The organism is Streptomyces dysideae (assembly GCF_001514305.1).
Taxonomy (GTDB): Bacteria; Actinomycetota; Actinomycetes; order Streptomycetales; family Streptomycetaceae; genus Streptomyces; species Streptomyces dysideae.
Genome location: NZ_KQ949100.1, coordinates 136,538 through 157,222, shown reverse-complemented (window position 1 = coordinate 157,222; position 20,685 = coordinate 136,538). Strand labels below are relative to the sequence as shown.

Sequence of the window (20,685 nt, the reverse complement as noted above, 5' to 3'; positions counted from 1 at the left end):
TGCACGAGTTGCACGGGCACGGCCAGGACGTGTGGGGTGTGGCCTGGTCACCGGACGGCAACCGCCTCGCCTCCGCCGCACACGACCAGACCGCGATCGTGTGGGACCTGACGACCGGAACGGCGGCCACCACACTCGCCGGGCACTCGGACTTCGTCGAGGGCATCGCCTGGTCACCGGACGGACGGCACATCGCCACGGGCGCCGACGACCGCACCGTACGGGTCTGGTCCGCCGCCACCTTTGAGGAGATCGGCGTCGTCGGCGTGCACCAGGACAAGGTGACCTCCGTGGCGTGGTCGCCGGACGGCACGCGGCTGCTCACAGGGTCGGCCGACGGAACGGCGCGGGTGTGGCGGGCGGATCCGGACTACGACCGGCTGGAGGCGACCGCCCGAGGAAGGGTCTTCCGCACGCTCACGCACGAGGAACGGCGGCAGCACCTGCTGCCGCTCGACCCCGCGTGACCGTGTGATCAATAGGCCACTTCGACCGTGCGGTCTTCGGTGTGGACAAGGTAGTCGTCCGGGTTCAGGCCCATGGCTTTTCGCTCGGGCGACGACCAGTACAGCGCGTTGCGCTCGGAGAAGGTCTCCGGGCCCTCGTACGAGATCAGCCAGACGAACTGATTGCTCTCCCGGTCCACCCATGCCCCTCCGACCGTGAACCCCAACTCCAGTCGCAACGGCACGATTTCTTGCCGCTACCGCTCAACCCACTCGTCGAGCAGGCCGTCCCGGACGGTGTACGTACGCAACTGTGTCGTCTTCGGCATGGCAGACATCCTCTCCGAGTGGAGGCTGTAGCACCACGAGTCGGCACGGAGGCCGACATGATCCCTGTCACCTGCCGACATGGCGCTTCAGTTCGTCTGCCACCGGAGCACGACTGCTCGTGCTCCGGTGTCAGGGGCGGTCTTTCCCAAGGACCACGAGGGCGAAAGAACCCCGACCAAGCCCCACCCCTCCCGCCCGCGCCGCAAACTCACTCACGCGGGTGAACATCACCAACTCGGCTGGATTTCGGCCCGGTTGCCTGCCTTACGCTCGCCGCAACACAACCGCAGACATGCGACGGCCCTCGCCGGGACGCCAATCCCAGTGCGAGGGCCTGACCACCGAGGAAGATGAGGCCTTCCCGATGGATACGCAGAACCCTAGCGCGCCCCCGCACGCCCAGTCCCGGCTTGCCGCCGACAAACACCCGAACCGGCGGCCCCCTGTCGGCGGCGGTCTCCTCCACGACCACACCCACCACACCACCTGCTTCACGGTGATCGGCAACCACCTCACCCAGCACCCGGACCTCTCCCTCCTCGCGATCGGTCTGGCCTGCCACATCCAGTCGCTGCCCAAGGGCGCCCGCGTCGACATCAAGACCCTCACCAACCGCTTCCACGAGGGCGCGACACGCATCGCCGCCGCGCTGCGCGAACTGGAAGCCCACGGCTACCTGCGCCGGGAACGCGCACGAGTCCCCGACGGCCGCATCGTCACCCGCACGATCTCCTGCAATCAGCCCGGAGCCCGGAGCCCGCCGCCACGCCGACCGCGAACCCGCACGGCCACCCCACCCGACGCCGACGAAGAAGCCGGCATCCCGCAAGAAGCACCTCCCCGCCGTCCCGCAGCCCGCCTACCCCGCCCCTGCCCTCCTCCAGCAGGCCACCGACCTCCTCGCCGACCTCCGCCGCCACGACCCCCGCCTCCTCCTCTCCACCTGCGACACCGCCCACCTCGCCCCAGGCGTCGCCGCCTGGCTGGAACGCGACATCAGCCCCACCGCCGTACGGCAGGCCCTCACCGCTGACCTCCCACCTGAGGGACCACGACGGCCCGCCGCCCTCCTGGCCCACCGCCTCACGGCCCAGCTACCACCCCCGCCCCCGTTCCGCGCACCCGCCGCCCCGCCATCGGCTGCCCGGCACCCGCTCCAGACCTGTGACGGGTGCGAGCGCGCATTTCGTTCCCCCGAACCCGGTCACTGCCGGGATTGCCGATCCGATCTCCTGGAGGCCACCTAGCATGAATGTGACGATCCTTGCCCCCGGGCACAGACGACGAGGAGCGAGCGCCATGACCATCGCCCCGGACGACGCACAGCAGGGCGCCTCGCACATCTATCGGGCCATGCGGGACTTCGTTCAGTCCATGGATGACACCCTCCCCGGCAAATTCGAGATCACCAAGGAAGGGATCGTCCACGACATGATGTCGCCCAGCGGCCGCCACGAGCTGACGGCAGTGCGCATCCGGAAGCGCCTGGAGAAGGTGATGCCGGAAGAGCTTGTGGCGCATACTGGCGAACCCGACGTGGAGGACGAGCCCGAAGGCATCATGCGTCGCCCCGACATCATGGTGATCGCCGAAGCGGACATGGATGTCGAAGGAGCCTTCGATCCCCGCACGCTCATCGCCGCCATCGAGGTGGTCTCCAAGTCGAATCCCGAGAACGACTGGGGCACCAAGATGCGCGACTACCCGCTGATCGGCATCCCCGTCTACGCCGTCTTCGACCCCCGCATCGGCACCGGTGCCGTCCTCACCGACATCCACTCCACCCCCGAGGGCCCTCGTTACGCCACCCGCAAGGACTTCGTGTACGGCGAGGACGTCACCATCGGCGACTGGACGATCTCGACGGACAACCTGCCGCGCTACGTGGAGAACGGCACTCAGGCGCCCGAGCCCAGGACCTGAACGCCCCGCATCCGGATGGACATGATCCGGAATCCGAAGGGCGGGAATCGGCCACCTTCGTCCGAGTTGGCCCGGCCCGGCTGCAGCGTCGGCCCATTGACGAGGTCGGCGTGAACGACGCCATCGACTGGATCGAGCGCATCGCGCTCGCCATCGCCCACGTGCTCGACGATGAAGGGTGACAGACGGCCGGGGAGGTGGCAGGGAAAGGGCGGGCGCCTCGTAGGCTGAGGCCATGACGGAACTGCCCGCCCGGCGTCTGCTGCTGGTGCACGCGCACCCGGACGACGAGTCGATCAACAACGGCGCGACCATGGCCAAGTACGCCGCCGAGGGTGCCCATGTGACCCTGGTCACCTGCACCCTCGGGGAACACGGCGAGGTCATTCCTCCCGAGCTTGCGCACCTCACCGGTGCCGCCCTCGGCGAGTACCGCCTGCGCGAGCTCACCGCCGCGATGGGCGAGCTCGGCGTCCGCGACTTCCGCCAGCTCGGCGGCGCGGGCCGCTATGAGGACTCCGGGATGATGGGCCTCGCCGACAACGACGACCCCGCCTGCTTCTGGCGGGCCGATGTCGACGAGGCCGCGGCCCGGCTCGTCGAGGTGATCCGTGAGGTACGCCCCCAGGTCCTCGTCACCTACGACCCGGACGGCGGTTACGGCCACCCCGACCACATCCAGACCCACCGCGTCGCGATGCGGGCCGCGGAGCTGGCCGCCGACGCCGGATTCCCGGTCGCGAAGATCTACTGGAACCGCGTCCCGCGCGCCGTCGCCGAGGACGCCTTCGCCCGGCTCCGCGAGGAGCTGCCCGGCCTCCCCTACGACAAGGCCGCCGTCGTCGACGACGTACCCGGCGTCGTGGCCGACGACCGGATCACCACCGTGATCGACGGCACCGCGTACACCACCGCAAAGACCGCCGCGATGCGCGCCCACGCCACCCAGATCGACGTGTCCGGGATGTACTTCGCGCTCTCCAACGACCTGGCACAGCCCGTCTTCACCACGGAGTACTACGAGTTGGTGCGCGGCGAGCGAAGCGAGATGGGGGTCCCCCCGGCCGAAGGCTGGGGGAGGGCGGCGGTCCCGGAGACCGATCTGTTCGCGGGTGTCGCGGGTAACGGAGGTGCGGCATGAGCTCGATGCTCGCCAGACCGCCGCAGCGGCCGTCCGCCCTGCGTGCCGTCTCCTACCTGGGGCTCTTCGTGCTCGGCGCGGTGATCGCCGCGGCGGGGGCGCTGGTGCAGGCCGCGTGGTTCCCGGGCGGGCTGCTGCTCGCGCTCGCGGGCGAGGCGGGGCTCTGTCTGGGCGGTGCCCGTGCGGCCCGCAGCCGGGCCGGTGCCGTCGCGCCCGCCGGTGGCTGGCTGATCGCCGTCATCCTGCTCACCAGCAGCCGCCCCGAAGGCGACTTCGTCTTCGGGACGGGAGCCTCCTCCTATCTCTTCCTGCTCGGCGGCATGGCCGTCGCTGTGATGTGCGCCACCCTTGCCCAGGGGCGGCAACCAGACGGTGACGCCGTCCGACTTGGCAAGTGACGTACCACTTCTCCACACCGCACTCGTGCGAGTCCCGTGTGGGTTTCCCCGGCGGTCGTGGGCTACGGGTCAGAAGTGGCCAGTATGGTGGTGCGCGCCGCCGAGTCGCCCGAGAGAGGTCGTAACGCGGGCGGCGGAGCCAACCGGGAGAACCTGCCTTGAGTCGTGAAACTGACACTCCGTCCTCCGGGCCCAACGGGCACGGCGGAGCCGCATACCCCTCGGGCACGCCGCCGTACGGGACCCCCATGGCTTCCGAGGGCGGTGCGGACGCGGGCCGTTCGGCCACGCAGTCCGAGGAACGCAAGACCGAGACCACGCTGACGACCCGGATCCGGATCAACATCCCCGGATCACGGCCCATTCCGCCGGTCGTCGTCCGGACCCCCGTCGCCGACGCCGACGGCCCCGACGACAGCGTGGACACGGACGCCCCGGCGCCGGGCGCCACCACCTCCCCCCGCACCGTCGAGGCGCCGGCCGAGCCCGCGTCCCCGGTGGCCGGGGAGAAGGCGAGCGACTGGTTCGCCCCGCGCAAGTCCTCGCCCGGCAAGGGCGGTCAGGGCGGCGCGTCCTCCAACGGGGCCGGAGTGCCCGGAGGTTCGGGCGCAGGTGCCAGCACTGGTGCTGGTGGTCGGCCCGGTGGCGTGGTCGGTGCCATGAGCGTGCCGGGCGGCTCCCGGCCCGGCGGGGCGAACGGCGCCCGCCCGGGCGGCGGCAACGGCACGGGCCTCTCCGGCGCGACGGGCGGCCCCGTGGCCCCCGGGCACGGCGGCGGCACCGGCTCCTTCGACGTCACCGAGGCGCTGGCGGCGGGCAACGGCTCCAACGGCTCCCGCCCCGGCGGCGAACCGCGCCGCGACAACCTGCCGTACTTCTCGGAGAACGGGAACAGCGGCCCGAACGGCCCCGACGGGCAGGGCGGTTACGGCTCCCAGAGCGGCCCGAACGGCCCGAGCCCGTACGGCGGCCAGAGCGCCCTGAGCGGCTACGACGGGTCGTCCACCGGGTCCCACGCCTTCGGCGGGCCGGGCAGCGACTTCTCCGCCCCCGGCAGCGACTTCGACGCCCCGAACGGCCCCGCGGGCCCGACCGGCGGTCCGGTCACCGGCGACGGCCCCGTGGTGCCGCCGGTCAGCGGCGGCATGGGCGGCCCCACCGGCATGGGCGCGATGTCAGGCCGCGGCCCCGGCGGCGGGCTGAGCGACGACACCGCGATCCTCACCCCGCAGAAGCCGGCCCCCGAGCCCGGCACCCCCGGCTACCGCGGTCCCGCCGCGGACAACGTCTCCGGGCACACCGTCACCAGCGGCATCCCGGTCGTACCCGGCAACGTCCAGAACGCCCCCTTCGCCCGGGGCACCGGCGACGGCGCGATGCAGCACACGGCCCCGAAACTGCCCGAGCCGCCCGCGCAGAGCAGCCCGGCGGCCTCCTCCGCGCCCAAGAAGAAAAAGGGCCGCAGCAAGCTGATGCTGCTCACCGGCGGCCTCGTGGTGATCGCCGGCGGCGTCTACGGCGCCGGCCTGCTGATGAACCACTCCGACGTGCCCAAGGGCACCACCGTCCTCGGCGTCGACATCGGCGGCGGCACCCGCGACGACGCGGTCAAGAAGCTGAACGAGGCCTTCGACGGCCGTGTGAACAAGGCGCTGAAGCTGTCGGTGGACGGCAAGACCGTCACCCTCGAGCCCGACAAGGCCGGCCTGCAGTTCGACATGCAGGCCACGGTCAGCCAGGCCGCGGGGAGCGACTACAACCCCGTCTCCGTGATCGGCTCGCTCTTCGGACAGCAGCGGGTCGTCGAGCCGACGATGCCCGTCGACGAGGAGAAGCTGCAGGCCGCCCTGGAGAACGCCGCCGGCGACACCGCCTCCTCGACCGACGGCACGGTCCAGTTCAAGCCCGGCAAGGCTGTCGCCGTCTACGGCAAGGCGGGCAAGGGCGTCGACGTCACCAAGTCGACCGACGCGGTCGAGGAGGCGTACCGCACCCAGGTGGAGACCGGCACGTCCGCCGCGGTGCCCCTCGCCACGACCACCAAGCAGCCGACGGTCACGAACGCCGAGGTCGACCGGTTCATGAAGGAGTTCGCCGAGCCGGCGATGTCGGCCAACGTCACCGTGCAGACGGACGCGGCGGGCAGCGTCCCCGTGCCCATGAGCCCGCAGAACTCCATCTGGAAGTTCCTCAAGGTCAAGGCCGTCGACGGCAAACTGGTCGACGCCCCCGACCTGACCGCCCTGAAGGACCTCTACGGCGGCGCCTTCGACGGCGTGAAGATCACCCGGGCCAACGGCAAGAAGACGCCGGTCACGCCCGAGGACGTCTACGTCGCCCTGCGCGAGGCCCTGAAGAGCAAGACCGACAGGGTGGCGATCATCGAAACCAACCCGAACTAGCAGACCGACGACGGCCAGGACCCGCGCCCCAAAGGGGCGCGGGTCTGTGCCGTTATGCGGCTCCGCCGCGTGGGCGCGACCAGCCACAACGAACCGGCAGGCGCCCCATCAGTTCAACATGGCCCTCGCAGCGGCGGCCTGCCTCCGCACCCGCTCAGCCGCAGCCTCATCCACCGCGGCCACCACATCGGCATACGCCTCAAGCTCGTCCGCCCCCCGGAGAAAATCCCCCCGCTGCACCAGCAACTGCGCCCACTCATACCGCAACCGAGCCGGATGCGAAGGCAACAACAGCGACAGCTCCACCGCCCACAACGCAACATCCGTCCGCTCGGGCCGAGCCGCAGCCCAAGCCCGCACATTGTTCAAGATCCGCAGCACCACATCCAACGGATCAGCGGGCGACAACATCGACGGATGCAACGCCGCCCCCGTGGCCCCCGCCACCAACATCTCCGCATCGCCCCCGGTCAGCACCCGCCCCCCGTCGAACGGATCGGCCAGCACCTGCTCGTCAGGCGGCCCGAAGCCCACCACGAAGTGCCCCGGCAGAGCCACCCCGTACACCGGAGCCCCCGCCCGCCGAGCCACCTCCATCCACACCACGGACAACAGGATCGGCAGCCCCCGACGCCGCACCAGAACCTGATGCAGCAGCGACGACTCGACGCGCTGATAGTCCGCGGCGGAGCCGCGAAACCCGCACCGCTCCCCGAGCAGCTCCCGCAGCACCACCGCCCAAGACCGCGGCCCACCGGGACGGAACGGCAGCTGTCCCGCCAGCCGGTCCAGTTCGATCTGGGCCGCGTCCATGCCCGCCTCGTCCAGCGCCCCGTCCGCCTCGGCCCCCACCAGCAGACACAGCATGGACAGATCGGGCCGCTCGGACCGCGCTTCCTCGGCGAACCGCCGCCGCAGCTCGGCGGAACGTTCGGGCGGGGGCGGATAGGGGGGACGCATAGCTGGCTCGTGCCCTTTCACAGCGATCGCTACCGCGAACCGCCGGAGGCGACCGGCTCACGGCAGTGGTGGTACGCGTGGTGCGCGGCGAATCCCATACCGGCGTACAGAGCCCGCGCGGCCGTGTTGTCCGTCTCGACCTGCAGCCAGGCCGCCGACGCCCCCTCGTCCAGTGCCCGCCGGGCCAGCGCGGCCATCACCGCACCGGCCAGCCCGCGCCGCCGCAGCGCCGGATCGACCTCGACCGCGGCGAACCCGGCCCACCGCCCGTCCACCACGCACCGCCCGATGGCGGCGGGCGCGGCACCGCCCTCTCCGGGCACCGTCGCGAACCACACCGAGGGCCCGCTCCCCAGCACCCGCAGGGCCACCTCGCTCACCCCCCTGCGCTGATACCGGGCGAGCCAGGCCTCGTCCGCCGCCCGTGAGAGCAGCACCCCGGACGCCTCGGCCCGGTCGGCGAGGGGCGCCAGTGCGCCGGTCCACAGCTCGGCGGTCACCTCGCGTACCCATCCGCGCCGCTCCAGCTCCGCGCACAGCAGCTCCTGCGTGCCCGCGGCGCCGGTGGCGGTCTGGATGTACGCGGGCAGCCCGCGGTCGCCGTACCACCGCCGTACGGCGGACAGGGCCTCGTCGAGCGGTCGGCCCGGGTCGCCGAGCGGCAGCACCGAGTTGGCCCGCCGGGTGAACCCGGACGCGGCCCGCAGCTCCCAGTCGCCGAGCCGCTCGCTCTCCACCGGCCGCCACGCGCGCGAGGAGACGTGCGCCAGCTCCTCGTACGAGGCGGCGGGGCCGCGCCGACGGGCCGGAGCGGCCGGCACCACTTTGCCCGCGACCAGCGACGACTCCGGAATCCGGACGGTCTCGCCACTCTTCCGTGTGATCAGCAGCACACCACTGTCCCACGATGCGAGAACACCCACCGTGTCGGTGAACTTCTCACCCGGAGCGGCATGTCCGATCAAGGTCCGCACAGAGACCCGTTTGCCCACGTCAGCAGCGGTGATACGGACCTCAAGGCGCCCCGTCGCAGAGATTTCCACAGGTCAGTTCACCCCTCCTGTTCGGATCATGGCCAGGAACGGAGATACTAGAGGCGGGCATCGACGACGCCGCGCTCCCGCGCGCCAGGCGGCGGAGCCTGTGGAGGCCCGCCAGCGCCCTATCGAGGAGGAACGACAGCGTGACCTACGTCATCGCGCAGCCTTGTGTCGACGTCAAGGACAAGGCGTGCATCGAGGAGTGCCCGGTCGACTGCATCTACGAGGGCTCCAGGTCCTTGTACATCCACCCGGACGAATGCGTCGACTGTGGTGCCTGTGAGCCGGTCTGCCCGGTCGAGGCGATCTTCTACGAGGACGACACTCCGGAGGAGTGGAAGGACTACTACAAGGCGAACGTCGAGTTCTTCGACGAGCTCGGCTCCCCTGGCGGTGCGAGCAAGCTGGGCCTGATCGAGCGGGACCACCCCTTCATCGCCGCGTTGCCGCCGCAGGCCTGACCAAGGTCGGCGGGCGACCGCATCCGCGCCGCCTCGGTCCCGTACGGCCTGATCACCCCAGATCGCCGTACGGGACCGAGGCGTTTGCCGTACACACGGCTCGTACGACCAGAAAGTGAGCCAGAACCCGTGTCCGCAGTCTCCGACCGTCTCCCCACCTTCCCCTGGGACAAGCTGGCGCCCTACAAGGCGACGGCTTCCGCGCACCCCGGCGGCATCGTCGACCTCTCCGTCGGCACCCCGGTCGACCCGGTCCCCGAGCTGATCCAGAAGGCGCTGGTCGCCGCGGCCGACTCGCCGGGCTATCCGACCGTGTGGGGCACGCCCGAGCTGCGCGACGCGATCACCGGCTGGGTCGAACGCCGGCTGGGCGCCCGTGACGTCACGCACCGGCACGTCCTGCCGATCGTCGGCTCCAAGGAACTCGTCGCCTGGCTCCCCACCCAGCTCGGCCTCGGCCCCGGCGACAAGGTCGCGTACCCGCGCCTGGCCTACCCGACGTACGAGGTCGGCGCCCGCCTGGCCCGCGCGGACTACGAGGTCTACGACGACCCGACGACGCTGGACCCCGAGGGGCTGAAGCTCCTGTGGCTGAACTCCCCGTCCAACCCGACCGGCAGGGTCCTCTCGAAGGCCGAACTGACCCGGATCGTGGCCTGGGCCCGCGAGCACGGCATCCTGATCTTCTCCGACGAGTGCTACCTGGAGCTGGGCTGGGAGGCGGAGCCGGTCTCGGTCCTCCATCCGGACGTGAACGGCGGCTCGTACGAGGGCATCGTCTCCGTCCACTCCCTCTCCAAACGCTCCAACCTCGCGGGCTACCGCGCCGCCTTCCTGGCCGGTGACCCGGCGGTCCTGGGCCCCCTCCTGGAGATCCGCAAGCACGGCGGCATGATGACGCCGGCGCCGACACAGGCGGCGGTGGTGGCGGCCCTCGGCGACGACGTCCACGTCCGCGAACAGCGCGAACGCTACGCGGCCCGCCGCACCGCCCTGCGCGAGGCGCTGCTGGGGCACGGCTTCCGCATCGAGCACAGCGAGGCCAGCCTCTACCTCTGGGCCACCCGCGACGAGTCCTGCTGGGACACGGTGGCCCACCTGGCCGGGCTCGGCATCCTGGTGGCCCCGGGCGACTTCTACGGCGAGGCGGGCGAGAACCACGTACGCGTGGCGCTCACGGCGACGGACGAGAGGGTGCGGGCGGCCGTAGAACGCCTGTAGGTACAGACAGAGAGAAGGGAAGGGGTCCAGGGAGCAACCCTGGACCCCTTCGTCGGCTCAAGCGGGGCGCTCAGCCGCCCAGCGGCAGCCCCTGCACCGGCAAGGAGCCCGCCTCCGGCAGGCCGCCGCCCTTGGTGAGCGAGTCCGTCGGCAGGCCGCCCTCGGTCGCCGTGGACGTGGTCTCACCGAGGACGTCCCCGGCCGAGCCGGCCGCGTCACCAGCGGTCTCCTGCGCCGCGGGCGTCGTCTTCTTCACGACTTTGCCGCCGGTCTTGGTCACCGTGCCGCCGGTCTTGGCCGCGGTCGGCACCGCCTTCTTCACGGTCTCACCGCCGGTCCTGGTCACCGTTTCGCCGGTCTCTTCCGCGGTCGGCACCGCCTTGTCGACTGCCGTGTCGACGGCGCCGCCCGCGAGCCCCGTGGTCTTCTGAGCCGCGCCGTCGACGACGTTCGCACCGTCCAGCGCGGTCAGCCCGCCGAGGTTCGGCGTGGCCGGCAGGTCGGGGGCCGCGCTGGCGGAGCCGGCCGCACCGACCCCGGCAGCCGCTCCCGCAGCGACGAGCAGCGCGGCACGGGCGATTCGGCGGGTCAGGGGGAGGGTCATGATGCTCCTTCGACTGGTTTGTTGATCTCCGGTCGGACGCAGTGACTACCGCTCGAAGACCGCGAAGGTTGCGGCGGCGCAATGCAAAGAGTTGGCAATGCGTCGCATTATCAGCTGCGGATAAAATCGGGCAAACGGCGCCCGGTCCGAAAGTCTGCCGAATCCTTACAGCCCTTTGCTCTCAAGGTATTTGGCGGATACGGGGCCGACCTCGCGAAAACCTGCGAACGCCGCCGCCGGCGCACGCCCCGCGTAACCCCTGAGAGTGAGCGTCCGTACTACTGAGCAGTCGTGATGCGGACCGAGTCCGTGCCCTGTGTGCCCTGTGTGCCCTGCGCGTCGGCCGGACGCCACTGGCTGTCCGTGTTCCCGGCGGTCCACACCCGCCCGGCGTACGCGACACGTGCGATGTGCAGATCGGAGGCGTTGGCCACGGCCCAGTGCGCCAGCTGCCAGCCGCGTTCACGGAGGCCGCGCCCGCCGCCGTCGCCGGTCACGGGCAGCGTCATGACCCGCCCGTCCGCGCTCACCGACGGCGTCGGCGCCGGTGTCGCCTTCTTGTCGCCCACCTCGGCTGCGGCCGACTGCAGCGCGTCCTGTCCGAAGTCCCGTACCAGCGCGGCCCGTACGGCGTCCGGGCCGGCGGTCGGGGTGGCGCCGCGGCGTCCCTCGCAGGTGAGGGTGGCCGCCGAACGGCCGGTGAGCGCGGAGGCGAGCAGCGTGGCGTCCGGCTCGTGCTTGGCGTACGCCTGCGGGAAGCCGCTGCGCTGCACGCGCTGTGCGGCGTCGGTGAGCGGGAGTCGCGTGTAGTCGGGGACCTTGACGAGGTGCTCGTAGAAGATGTCCGCCGCGTAGGCCGGGTCCATGATCTCCTGCTCCGTGCCCCAGCCCTGCGAGGGGCGCTGCTGGAACAGGCCGAGGGAGTCCCGGTCGCCGTGCTCGATGTTGCGCAGACCCGACTCCTGGAGCGCGGTGGCGAGCGCGATCGTCACGGCCCGCTCGGGCAGCCCGCGTCCGGTGCCCACGGCGGCGATCGTCGCCGCGTTCACCGCCTGCTCCGGCGTGAACTCGTACGTCGCCCCGGCGCGGCCGCCCGAGACGACCTTGCAGCCCGGGGCGCCGGCGCCTCCGGTGACGTACTGCGCCACGAGATAGCCCGCGACGGCGAGGAGAACCACGAGGGCCGCCCCGGCACGGAATAGGCGGCCACGGCGTTTGCGGGTGGATGACGGCTCTGGCACGCCTCTAAGGTAGCGGAGGTTACCGAGGAGTATGGGAGGAATGGTGAAGATGGGGAAGGCGGGCGGGCGGACCCGGGGCGTTAGGGTCGACACCATGGCCGACACCCCTCTTGACCTCACGCTGGACGCCGCCCGGCTCACCGCGCAGCTCGTCGACTTCCCCTCGGAGAGCGGCACGGAGAAGCCCCTCGCGGACGCGATCGAGACCGCCCTGCGCGCCCTGCCGCACCTCACCGTCGACCGGTACGGCAACAACGTCGTGGCCCGGACGAACCTGGGCCGCCCGGAGCGCGTGATCCTCGCCGGGCACATCGACACGGTGCCGATCGCGGACAACGTCCCCTCGCGGCTGGACGAGGACGGCGTGCTGTGGGGCTGCGGCACCTGCGACATGAAGGCGGGCGTCGCGGTCCAGCTGCGCATCGCGGAGACGGTTCCCGCCCCGAACCGCGACCTGACCTTCGTCTTCTACGACAACGAAGAGGTGGCCGCGGACCTGAACGGTCTCAAGCACGTGTCGGAAGCCCACCCCGAGTGGCTGGAGGGCGACTTCGCGGTGCTGCTGGAACCGTCGGACGGCCAGGTCGAGGGCGGCTGCCAGGGCACGCTCAGGGTGCTGCTGAAGACGGAGGGCGAGCGCGCCCACTCCGCGCGCAGCTGGATGGGCTCGAACGCGATCCACGCGGCGGCGCCGATCCTGGCGAAGCTGGCGGCGTACGAGCCGCGCTACCCGGTGATCGACGGCCTGGAGTACCGCGAGGGCCTGAGCGCGGTCGGGATCACGGGCGGCGTGGCGGGCAACGTCATCCCCGACGCGTGCGTGGTGACGGTCAACTTCCGCTACGCCCCGGACCGTTCGGAGGAGGAGGCGCTGGCCCATGTGCGCGAGGTGTTCGCGGACTGCGGGGTGGCGGAGTTCGTGGTGGACGACCACAGCGGCGCGGCGCTGCCGGGGCTGTCCCATCCGGCGGCAGCGGCGTTCATCAAGGCGGTGGGCGGCACCCCGCAGCCCAAGTACGGCTGGACGGACGTGTCACGGTTCTCCTCCCTGGGCGTCCCGGCGGTCAACTACGGACCCGGGAACCCGCACCTGGCACACAAGCGCGACGAACGCGTGGACACGGCGAAGATCCTGGCGGGGGAGGAGCGGCTGCGGACCTGGCTGACGGCATGAGTTTCCGCCAGGCGTGCTTGACGGCGCTTCATGGCGGACATGCTCATGTCCCTCGTCCGTAACCCGCGTAGATCTACGCTGAGGTGGAAAGACCCCGACACGGAGGGAGCGCACATGGCTACCGGCAACCCCGAGGGGAAGAACCAGCCACCGTCGGAGCAGCGTCTGGGACCGGTCCTCCGCAGGCGGGGCCAGGTGACGGCCAGCACGACCGACCAGCGGCTGCTGGACGCGGGCGGGCCGTCGGACTGGGTCCACACGGATCCCTGGCGGGTCCTGCGCATCCAGTCGGAGTTCATCGAGGGCTTCGGCACACTCGCCGAACTCCCCGCCGCGATCAGCGTGTTCGGCTCGGCGCGCACATCCGTCGACTCGCCCGAGTACGAGGCGGGCGTCCGCCTCGGCCGCGGCCTGGTCGAGGCGGGCTTCGCGGTGATCACGGGCGGCGGCCCCGGCGCGATGGAGGCGGCGAACAAGGGCGCCTGCGAGGCGAACGGCATCTCGGTGGGCCTCGGCATCGAGCTCCCCTTCGAACAGGGCCTCAACCCCTACGTCGACATCGGCCTCAACTTCCGCTACTTCTTCGTCCGGAAGATGATGTTCGTGAAGTACGCGCAGGGCTTCGTGGTCCTGCCCGGCGGCCTCGGCACCCTCGACGAACTCTTCGAGGCCCTCACCCTGGTCCAGACCCAGAAGGTGACCCGCTTCCCCATCGTCCTCTTCGGCACGGAGTACTGGGGCGGCCTGGTCGACTGGCTCAAGAACACCCTCATCGCCCAGGGCAAGGCCTCGGAACACGACCTGCTGCTGTTCCACGTCACGGACGACGTGGACGAGGCGGTGGCGTTGGTGTCGAAGGAGGCGGGCCGCTAGCGCGGGGCTCGGGCCGAGGTCGCGGGGTACCCGGAGCCAGGACCTCACCCGGCGCGGGTGGGGACGCGCAGGGGCTCCGCCCCTCCCACCCCGCCAGGGGGCTCCGCCCCCTGGACCCCCGGCCTTTGCCCACCCACCAGCCGTTTACGGTCGGGAGAAATGGCCTACGCCAGCCCTCGCCGGGCCACCGCCGGCATCCGGTGGCCCGCGATCGACGCCACCATGTCCAGGACCTGCCGGGTCTCCGCGACCTCGTGCACCCGGTACACCTGCGCCCCCAGCCACGCCGACACCGCCGTCGTGGCCAACGTCCCCACCACCCGTTCCTTCACCGGCTTGTCCAGCGTCTCCCCGACGAAGTCCTTGTTGGACAGGGACACCAGCACCGGCCACCCCGTCTCCACCATCTCCCCCAGCCGCCGCGTCGCCTCCAGACTGTGCCGCGTGTTCTTCCCGAAGTCGTGCCCGGGATCGATCATCACCGACTCCCTTGGCACCCCCAGCGCCACCGCCCGCTCGGCCAGCCCGACGGTCACCCGCAGAATGTCCGCCATGACGTCGTCGTACGTCACCCGATGCGGACGCGTACGCGGCTCGGAGCCACCCGCGTGCGTACACACCAGCCCCACCCCGTACCGCGCCGCGACCTCCGCCAGCCGCGGATCGACCCCGCCCCACGCGTCGTTCAGCACATCGGCACCCGCCTCGCAGACCGCCTCGCCGACATCCGCCCGCCAGGTGTCCACGCTGATCACGACATCGGGAAAACGCCGCCGCACCTCGGCCACGAACCCGACCGTCCGCCGCGCCTCCTCCTCGGCGGTCACCTCTTCGCCCGGCCCGGCCTTGACCCCGCCGATGTCGACGATGGCCGCCCCTTCGGCCACCGCCTGCTCCACGCGCGCGAGGGCGGGCTCGTCGCGGAACGTCGCACCCTGGTCGTAGAAGGAGTCCGGGGTCCGGTTCACGATCGCCATGATCACCGGCTCGTGCGCCTCGAATGCGCGCCTGCCCAGCCTGAGCATCCCCTGTGACCTCTCCTAGTACGACCTGGCTACGACCGGTTCCTCGGCCGCCTGCGACCCTAACTGTCGGCGTCGCATGGCACGATCGGACCCTGACACATTCGACGTCGACGACCGTGGCGAGCCGCGGACCGGCGTCGACCGACATCGACACCACCGACCGTGGGGGCCCTCAGCGATGGTTATGTTCCTGTTCCTCGTCGTGGCGCTCGCCGTCGTGGTCGCCGCGGTGACGCTCGCCGTGGTGGGCGGCGGCGAGGGCGACGGCCCGCTGCCCGAGGCCGCGCCCGAGCGCCTGCACGACCCGCTGCCGCTGGACCGCCCGGTCAACCGCGCGGACGTCGACAGCCTCCGCTTCCCGCTCGCCGCCCGCGGTTACCGCATGGCCGATGTCGACGACGCCCTCACCCGCCTCGCCGCCGAGCTCGCCGAGCGCGACGCACGTATCTCCGAGCTGGAGTCCGCGCTGGCCGGCGCCCAGGCCACGGCCCACGTCTCCATGGAGAAGCCCGCCCAGGAGGAGCAGCAGTGAGCGACGGCACCGCCCTCGCCGGCCCGGACGGCGCCCTGCGCTGCCCCTGGGCCCTGTCCACCGAGGACTACGTGGCGTACCACGACGAGGAGTGGGGCCGCCCGGTCCACGGCGACGACGCGCTCTACGAACGCCTCAGCCTGGAGGCCTTCCAGTCCGGCCTGTCCTGGATCACGATCCTGCGCCGCCGCCCGGGCTTCCGCACCGCCTTCGCCGGCTTCGAGATCGCCGCGGTCGCCACCTTCACCGACACCGACCGCGACCGCCTCCTCACCGACCCCGGCATCATCCGCAACCGAGCCAAGATCGACGCGACGCTGGCCAACGCGCGCGTGCTGGCCGACTGGGCGCCGGGCGACCTGGACGACCTGATCTGGTCCCACGCGCCGACTCCCGGCCCGGCCCCGAAGACCCTCGGCGACGTCCCGGCGGTCACCCCGGAGTCGACGGCCCTGTCAAAGGCCCTGAAGAAGCGGGGCCTGCGATTTGTGGGCCCAACGACGGCGTACGCCCTGATGCAGGCGTGCGGACTGGTCGACGACCACTTGGAAACGTGCGTCGCGAGAAGCGAGCCTTAGGCGCGCGGGGCTGTATCAATGTGCGGCTCCGCCGCGAGGGCGCGACCAGCCACAGCGCACCCGCACCCCGCGATGGCGAGTCACCGCCCCAAATACTTCGGCTTCTCCTTGTTCACAAAGGCCTGCACAGCGATCGCATGGTCCTCAGAAGACCCCGCCCGAGTCTGCAGCTCGTCCTCCTTCTCCAGCGTCTCGGCCAACGAGTGCGACAGCCCATAAGCCACCGCCTCCTTGATCGCCCCATACGCCACCGTCGGCCCCTCAGCCAGCGCCCGCGCCGTCTTCTCGGCCTCGGCCCGCAGCTCAGCGGCCGGCACCAAACGGTTGGCGATCCCCAGCTCGTACGCCTCCTGCGCCTTGACACTCCGCGGGAAGAGCAACAGGTCGGCCGCCCGCCCCGGCCCCACGACCCGCGGCAGCGTCCACGAGATACCGGAGTCCGCAGTCAGGGCGACCCCCGCGAAGGACGTGTTGAAGGCAGCCGTGTCGGCCACCACCCGGTGATCCGCAGCCAGCGCGAACCCGAACCCCGCCCCCGCCGCGACACCGTTCACCCCGGCCACCACCGGCTTCGGCATCTCCGTCAGCGCCCGCACGATCGGGTTGTAATGCTCCCGCACGGTGCTCATGGTCTGCCCCGACCCGGCCTCCCGGTCCGCCGCCAGCAGCCCGATGTGTTCCTTCAGGTCCTGCCCCACACAGAACGCCCGGTCCCCGGCCGCGGTCAGCAGCACGGCCCGTACGGCGTCGTCGCCCGCCGCCGACCGCACTGCCTCCCGCAGAGCGACCTTGGCCTCGATGTTCAGCGCGTTCATCGCCTCGGGGCGGTTCAGCGTGATCGTCGCGAGCCCGTCGCTCACCTCGTAGAGCACGGTGTCGGCCATGTGTGTCCCCTCCGGTGTGGCGGCTCATGTCTGAGGACAGCATGACGGAGATCGTCGGACCGGACGTGTGACCTGCGTCAAAGAATTCCGGTCCGTTTCCGTTCGGCGGAAGCGCGTGCGGCCGCGCAGTATCGCAGTCACATCGCCGAATTGAGTGGTTTTGCTCGCGCGCGTTGCCCAAGCGATGCCGACTGATGTTGGTCATCGGGTCCTGAGATGCGGGATAATGGCTTGGAAGCAATGTGTTCGATGCCGGTGTCGCGTGGCCATGCCAGGACGCGCGTGCCCTCCAGGGCCGTCGGCTTTGGCGATGAGCTGGTTTCAGGAAGGGGAACGAGCATGGCGGCCATGAAGCCGCGGACGGGCGATGGCCCGCTCGAGGTGACCAAGGAGGGGCGGGGCATTGTCATGCGCGTTCCGCTCGAAGGCGGCGGTCGGCTCGTCGTCGAGCTGACCCCTGACGAGGCCGACGCGCTCGGTGACGCCCTCAAGAAGGTCGTCGGCTGACGCGGAAGCGACCCTTACCCTTTCAGTTGCCCCGGCATCGCACATGATGCCGGGGCAGCTCTTTTCCCGGCGGTACGTCCGTCCCGTACGGCATCGGAACTGGCATCGGCATCCGCATCGGACGAGGTCAGCGCTTTACGGCGCACAGCAGCCCATCGCCGACCGGCAGCAGCGACGGCACCAGTTCCTGGCTCTCGCGCACAGCGCGCAGCAGCTCCCGCAGCCGCAGGACCTCCGTGGGCTGCGGGCCCGAGTCGACCGTCCGGCCGTTGGCGAAGACACCCTCGAAGACCACCAGGCCACCCGGACGCAGCAGGCGCAACGATTCAGCGAGATAATCCAGGAACTCGAGCCGGTCGCCGTCGCAGAACACGAGGTCGTAGCCGGCGTCCGCGAGCCGGGGCAGGACGTCCAGGGCGCGGCCCGGGATGAAGCGGGCCCGGTTGCTGGCGAAGCCGCAGGCGCGGAAGGCCTGGCGGGCGAACTGCTGGTGCTCCGGCTCGGGGTCGACCGTGGTCAGCACCCCGTCCGGGCGCATGCCGTGCAGAAGATGGATCCCGGAGACACCGCAGCCTGTGCCGATCTCGGCGACCGCCTTCGCGTCCACGGTGGCGGCGAGCAACCGCAGCGCCGCGCCCGTGCCGGGCGAGACCGAGCGCAGCCCCGCCTCACGGGCCCGGTCACGGGCCCAGCGCAGCGTTTCGTCCTCGGCGACATAGGCGTCGGCGAACGCCCAGCTCGTCTGCCGGTTGCCGGTAATGACCCTCTCCTGTCCCCGTGGTTGCCTGGGCGTGACTGTATCCGTTGCCGACGGGAACCCGCAGATGGGACCGGGCGTTTAGAGGGGTGGGAAGCAGGGCGGGGGGACACAGTTGGATCACGATGACGAGCAGGGCAGCGAGCAAGTGCTGACGCAGGCGCACCAGCCGTATCAGCCCAGATCAAATTCTCGTAAAACCGCTTATCCGGAGCTAACGGGCGAGGTGGCTATGGTAGGGGCTCCACTGGACACCACCAGAGCTGACAGGGGAGGTGCGGCTGCGCCTGTAGACCGGGGCGGAGCGCTGCGGCGCTTTCTCGGGTCGGCAGGCAGGCCGAAATCCGTGAACGACACCGCTGACCACAGCCACGCCCATGGCTACGCCCAGACCGCGACCTTCTCCACCGACGCGGACGGGCAGGCGTGGACTCCGCCCACGTGGGAGGAGATCGTCAGCACGCACAGTGGCCGCGTCTACCGCCTGGCGTACCGCCTCACCGGCAACCAGCACGACGCCGAGGACCTCACGCAGGAGGTCTTCGTCCGCGTCTTCCGCTCCTTGTCGACGTACACGCCGGGGACCTTCGAGGGCTGGCTGCACCGCATCACGACCAACCTCTTCCTGGACATGGTCCGCCGCAAGCAGCGCATCCGCTTCGACGCCCTCGGTGAGGACGCGGCCGAGCGCCTGCCCAGCCGCGAGCCGTCGCCCCAGCAGGTCTTCAACGACGCCCACTTCGACGCGGACGTCCAGCAGGCCCTCGACACCCTGGCACCCGAGTTCCGCGCCGCGGTCGTCCTGTGCGACATCGAAGGACTGTCGTACGAGGAGATCGCCGCGACCCTCGGTGTCAAGCTCGGCACGGTCCGGTCCCGTATTCACCGCGGCCGCTCCCAGCTGCGCAAGGCTCTCGCGCACCGCTCGCCGGAGGCGCGCGCCGAGCGCCGCTCCTTCGTGGCCCGCGTGCCCGCACTGGGGGGAGGGGGCGCGACCGCGTGAGTGGATCACGGCCCCAACCTGCCAAGGGGCACCTGGCAGAGCAGCACCTGGGAGACCGTCTCTCCGCCCTGGTCGACGGAGAGTTGGGTCATGAGACGCGCGAGCGGGTCCTCGCCCACCTGGCCACCTGCGCCAAGTGCAAGGCGGAGGCCGACGAGCAGCGCCGACTGAAGAACGTCTTCGCGGAGGCGGCGCCGCCGCCCCCTTCCGAGAGCTTCCTGGCCCGCCTCCAAGGTCTCCCCGGGGGAGGTGACCTGGACGGCGGCGGCCCGCCGCTGGACGGAGGGGGCTTCGGAGCCCTCTCCGGACGGTCCGGTACCGCGGGGGTCTTCGGCATGAAGCGGGGCGACCGCTTCGAGTTCGGCTACGTCCCGTCGTCCCCGTCGCACGCCGGGGTGCTTCCCGCTCCGGACCGTGGCGGCTTCCGCATCCATCCCGTGGGCCGTCATGACGCCGACCGGTCGTCCTCCCGTGGGATGCGGTTCGCGTTCGTCGCGGCCGGGGCGGTGTCGCTGGCCGCGATCGCGCTGGGCGGCGTCACCACGAGCGTGCCGACCGACACGGACGCGCGCGGCGGCTCCGGCGGCAGCAATGTGACGCCGGCCCGCACCCAGGGCGCGGGTGCGGCGACGGCGCCGGAGAACCAGCGCCGGCGCGGGGTCGGTCCCCTGCTCGCGCAGGGCCAGGGCCAGACGGCGCTCGGTGACACCCCGGTGGCGCCGACGGAGGTGTCGGCACCGCTGCTCCCGGGAGCGGACGCCCGGACCGCCGCCGAGGACCTGCACACGCTCACGGCACCCGTGGTGGCCGGCGCGGCCGCCATGTCCCCGCTGATACGTCCGCTCAGCGCGGCCCCGCCGCTGGCGCTGACGTCGTGGTCCACGGCCCCCGAGATCACGACGACCCCCGGTCTGCTCTCCGCCCCCGTCTCCGACGCGACCTCGTCCTCCCCCACCGGCCACTGACCGGCCTCTGCGCGGCGGCCCGGGAACCTGGTTGAATCCAGGGATGGGCCGCGCTCCGGGGCCAGGACAGGGGTGACCGGGCGCGGCGTCGATGAGGTGCCGTGCCGCGGCCAGCTGTGGGGAGAGCATGAACGAGGGGAAGCCCACGAAGGCGAAATGGTGGAGCCGACCTCGCCCACAGGGGCCTCCGGTCCGGGGAGAGTCCGTTTCCACGACGCCG

23 protein-coding genes and 1 pseudogene are annotated in these 20,685 nt (G+C 71.3%); 15 read left to right on the top strand and 9 right to left on the bottom strand.

Annotated features, from left to right (window positions below; translation table 11 throughout):
- Positions 1-467: WD40 repeat domain-containing protein (locus AQJ91_RS32980; RefSeq protein ID WP_199848077.1), on the top strand; the 467-nt coding region annotated here is incomplete at its 5' end.
- Between the two features lie 8 nt (positions 468-475).
- Here the strand turns inward: AQJ91_RS32980 and AQJ91_RS32975 are convergent.
- A complete protein-coding gene (locus AQJ91_RS32975; RefSeq protein WP_234383164.1) occupies positions 476-691 on the bottom strand; it encodes an NIPSNAP family containing protein in 216 nt (71 codons plus the stop codon).
- Between the two features lie 449 nt (positions 692-1,140).
- Here AQJ91_RS32975 and AQJ91_RS50425 point away from each other — a divergent pair.
- Positions 1,141-2,023, top strand: a pseudogene (locus tag AQJ91_RS50425) (helix-turn-helix domain-containing protein).
- Positions 2,024-2,075: 52 nt separating this feature from the next.
- Positions 2,076-2,699: a Uma2 family endonuclease gene (locus AQJ91_RS32965; RefSeq protein ID WP_067028906.1), complete on the top strand. Its 624-nt coding sequence runs from the start codon at positions 2,076-2,078 to the stop codon at positions 2,697-2,699.
- Here AQJ91_RS32965 and AQJ91_RS32960 read toward each other — a convergent pair.
- The gene (locus AQJ91_RS32960) at positions 2,675-2,860 is read right to left on the bottom strand and encodes a hypothetical protein (protein ID WP_067028904.1); all 186 of its coding nucleotides are present in this window, start codon (positions 2,858-2,860) and stop codon (positions 2,675-2,677) included. The genes AQJ91_RS32965 and AQJ91_RS32960 overlap by 25 nt on opposite strands.
- A gap of 74 nt (positions 2,861-2,934) precedes the next feature.
- On the opposite strand from AQJ91_RS32960, the gene mshB reads away from it, so the two are divergent.
- From mshB to AQJ91_RS32945, 3 genes are all read left to right on the top strand, one after another.
- The gene (mshB, locus tag AQJ91_RS32955; protein ID WP_067028902.1) at positions 2,935-3,840 is read left to right on the top strand and encodes an N-acetyl-1-D-myo-inositol-2-amino-2-deoxy-alpha-D-glucopyranoside deacetylase; all 906 of its coding nucleotides are present in this window, start codon (positions 2,935-2,937) and stop codon (positions 3,838-3,840) included.
- Entirely contained in the window at positions 3,837-4,238 is a 402-nt protein-coding gene (locus AQJ91_RS32950) for a DUF6113 family protein (RefSeq protein ID WP_067028900.1), read from the top strand. The genes mshB and AQJ91_RS32950 overlap by 4 nt, the downstream gene beginning before the upstream one ends.
- 158 nt (positions 4,239-4,396) lie before the next feature.
- A complete protein-coding gene (locus AQJ91_RS32945) occupies positions 4,397-6,640 on the top strand; it encodes a peptidoglycan binding domain-containing protein (protein ID WP_067028898.1) in 2,244 nt (747 codons plus the stop codon).
- Between the two features lie 108 nt (positions 6,641-6,748).
- Here AQJ91_RS32945 and AQJ91_RS32940 read toward each other — a convergent pair whose 3' ends face one another.
- Both AQJ91_RS32940 and AQJ91_RS32935 read right to left on the bottom strand, forming a co-directional pair.
- Entirely contained in the window at positions 6,749-7,600 is an 852-nt protein-coding gene (locus AQJ91_RS32940; protein ID WP_067028896.1) for a transglutaminase-like and tetratricopeptide repeat-containing protein, read from the bottom strand.
- Positions 7,601-7,629: 29 nt separating this feature from the next.
- Positions 7,630-8,643 (bottom strand): GNAT family N-acetyltransferase, encoded by a 1,014-nt coding sequence (locus tag AQJ91_RS32935; protein ID WP_067028894.1) that lies wholly within the window; start codon positions 8,641-8,643, stop codon positions 7,630-7,632.
- A 140-nt stretch (positions 8,644-8,783) separates the two neighbouring features.
- Here AQJ91_RS32935 and fdxA point away from each other — a divergent pair, with 140 nt between their 5' ends.
- On the top strand, positions 8,784-9,101 hold the full coding sequence (fdxA, locus tag AQJ91_RS32930; protein ID WP_010047804.1) for a ferredoxin: 318 nt from the start codon (positions 8,784-8,786) through the stop codon (positions 9,099-9,101).
- A 129-nt stretch (positions 9,102-9,230) separates the two neighbouring features.
- The gene (locus AQJ91_RS32925) at positions 9,231-10,322 is read left to right on the top strand and encodes a bifunctional succinyldiaminopimelate transaminase/glutamate-prephenate aminotransferase (RefSeq protein ID WP_067028892.1); all 1,092 of its coding nucleotides are present in this window, start codon (positions 9,231-9,233) and stop codon (positions 10,320-10,322) included.
- 70 nt (positions 10,323-10,392) lie between these two features.
- Here the strand turns inward: AQJ91_RS32925 and AQJ91_RS32920 are convergent, their stop codons facing one another.
- A complete protein-coding gene (locus tag AQJ91_RS32920) occupies positions 10,393-10,926 on the bottom strand; it encodes an ATP-binding protein (protein ID WP_067028890.1) in 534 nt (177 codons plus the stop codon).
- A gap of 278 nt (positions 10,927-11,204) precedes the next feature.
- Positions 11,205-12,167, bottom strand: coding sequence for a VldE C-terminal domain-containing protein (locus tag AQJ91_RS32915; protein WP_079085384.1), 963 nt, complete (start codon positions 12,165-12,167; stop codon positions 11,205-11,207).
- 94 nt (positions 12,168-12,261) lie between these two features.
- Here AQJ91_RS32915 and dapE point away from each other — a divergent pair, with 94 nt between their 5' ends.
- Together dapE and AQJ91_RS32905 are read left to right on the top strand one after the other, a co-directional pair.
- Positions 12,262-13,341: a succinyl-diaminopimelate desuccinylase gene (gene dapE, locus AQJ91_RS32910; protein ID WP_067028932.1), complete on the top strand. Its 1,080-nt coding sequence runs from the start codon at positions 12,262-12,264 to the stop codon at positions 13,339-13,341.
- 114 nt (positions 13,342-13,455) lie between these two features.
- The gene (locus AQJ91_RS32905; RefSeq protein ID WP_067028886.1) at positions 13,456-14,214 is read left to right on the top strand and encodes an LOG family protein; all 759 of its coding nucleotides are present in this window, start codon (positions 13,456-13,458) and stop codon (positions 14,212-14,214) included.
- Between the two features lie 164 nt (positions 14,215-14,378).
- Here AQJ91_RS32905 and folP read toward each other — a convergent pair whose 3' ends face one another.
- Complete coding sequence (gene folP, locus AQJ91_RS32900; RefSeq protein WP_067028884.1) at positions 14,379-15,239, bottom strand: dihydropteroate synthase; 861 nt, start codon at positions 15,237-15,239, stop codon at positions 14,379-14,381.
- Between the two features lie 184 nt (positions 15,240-15,423).
- Between folP and AQJ91_RS32895 the strand changes: the two genes are divergently transcribed.
- Positions 15,424-15,771, top strand: coding sequence for a DivIVA domain-containing protein (locus AQJ91_RS32895; protein WP_067028882.1), 348 nt, complete (start codon positions 15,424-15,426; stop codon positions 15,769-15,771).
- Complete coding sequence (locus tag AQJ91_RS32890) at positions 15,768-16,349, top strand: DNA-3-methyladenine glycosylase I (protein WP_067028880.1); 582 nt, start codon at positions 15,768-15,770, stop codon at positions 16,347-16,349. Before AQJ91_RS32895 ends, AQJ91_RS32890 begins: the two co-directional genes overlap by 4 nt.
- Positions 16,350-16,429: 80 nt before the next feature.
- Here AQJ91_RS32890 and chcB read toward each other — a convergent pair whose 3' ends face one another.
- Positions 16,430-17,233 carry a 2-cyclohexenylcarbonyl CoA isomerase gene (gene chcB / locus AQJ91_RS32885; protein ID WP_067028878.1) on the bottom strand — a complete coding sequence of 268 codons (804 nt, stop codon included), beginning with the start codon at positions 17,231-17,233 and terminating at the stop codon, positions 16,430-16,432.
- Positions 17,234-17,572: 339 nt separating this feature from the next.
- Between chcB and AQJ91_RS50420 the strand changes: the two genes are divergently transcribed.
- Entirely contained in the window at positions 17,573-17,740 is a 168-nt protein-coding gene (locus tag AQJ91_RS50420) for a DUF3117 domain-containing protein (RefSeq protein ID WP_003966491.1), read from the top strand.
- A gap of 127 nt (positions 17,741-17,867) precedes the next feature.
- Here the strand turns inward: AQJ91_RS50420 and AQJ91_RS32880 are convergent, their stop codons facing one another.
- Entirely contained in the window at positions 17,868-18,566 is a 699-nt protein-coding gene (locus tag AQJ91_RS32880) for an O-methyltransferase (RefSeq protein WP_079085382.1), read from the bottom strand.
- 163 nt (positions 18,567-18,729) lie between these two features.
- Between AQJ91_RS32880 and sigE the strand changes: the two genes are divergently transcribed.
- Positions 18,730-19,500 carry an RNA polymerase sigma factor SigE gene (gene sigE, locus AQJ91_RS32875; protein ID WP_234383174.1) on the top strand — a complete coding sequence of 257 codons (771 nt, stop codon included), beginning with the start codon at positions 18,730-18,732 and terminating at the stop codon, positions 19,498-19,500.
- Positions 19,497-20,465 (top strand): anti-sigma factor family protein, encoded by a 969-nt coding sequence (locus AQJ91_RS32870; RefSeq protein WP_067028872.1) that lies wholly within the window; start codon positions 19,497-19,499, stop codon positions 20,463-20,465. Before sigE ends, AQJ91_RS32870 begins: the two co-directional genes overlap by 4 nt.
- Positions 20,466-20,685 lie beyond the last annotated feature (220 nt).